Annotated in this window: 1 protein-coding gene; it reads left to right on the top strand. The window is 47.7% G+C overall.

Annotation, left to right across the window (positions count from 1 at the left end; translation table 11 throughout):
• Window positions 1-482: tandem-95 repeat protein (locus AB4138_RS23955; RefSeq protein WP_372307984.1), on the top strand; the 482-nt coding region annotated here is incomplete at both ends.

Genomic DNA, 482 nt, shown 5'->3' with positions numbered 1-482 from the left:
CCTGTCCCTCAAGATCAACAATTCAGTGTTGAAGAAGACGGCACGTTAATCTTCACCGATGCAGACCTATTAACAGGCGCTACTGACATTGAAGGTGATAACCTAACGGTTGAAGGTGTGACCTACGATGGTGGTGACGGTATTCTTACCGACAACGGTAATGGTACATACACCTTTGCGCCAAATGAGAACTTCAATGGCGACGTAAACTTCGGCTTCGATGTCTCTGACGGCACCGATACGGTGTCAGCAAACATCGATGTGAGTGTAACTGCCGTTGATGATGCACCTGTGTCAGGCGATTTAGCGTACTCAATCGATGAAGATGGTTCTATCCGTCTAAGCCAAGAGCAACTGTTATCACAAGCATCTGATGTTGAAGGCGATGACCTTACTGCTAGCGGCCTAACGGTTGGTGGTGATGCGACGGTTGTAGCTAACGATGACGGCAGTTTCACGATTACGCCAGATGAAAACTTCAA

Source organism: Vibrio sp. 10N.286.52.C3, from assembly GCF_041468865.1.
Classification (GTDB): domain Bacteria; phylum Pseudomonadota; class Gammaproteobacteria; order Enterobacterales; family Vibrionaceae; genus Vibrio; species Vibrio crassostreae_C.
Note: the sequence above shows the minus strand (reverse complement) of the source record. Positions and strands in the feature narration are given on the sequence as shown.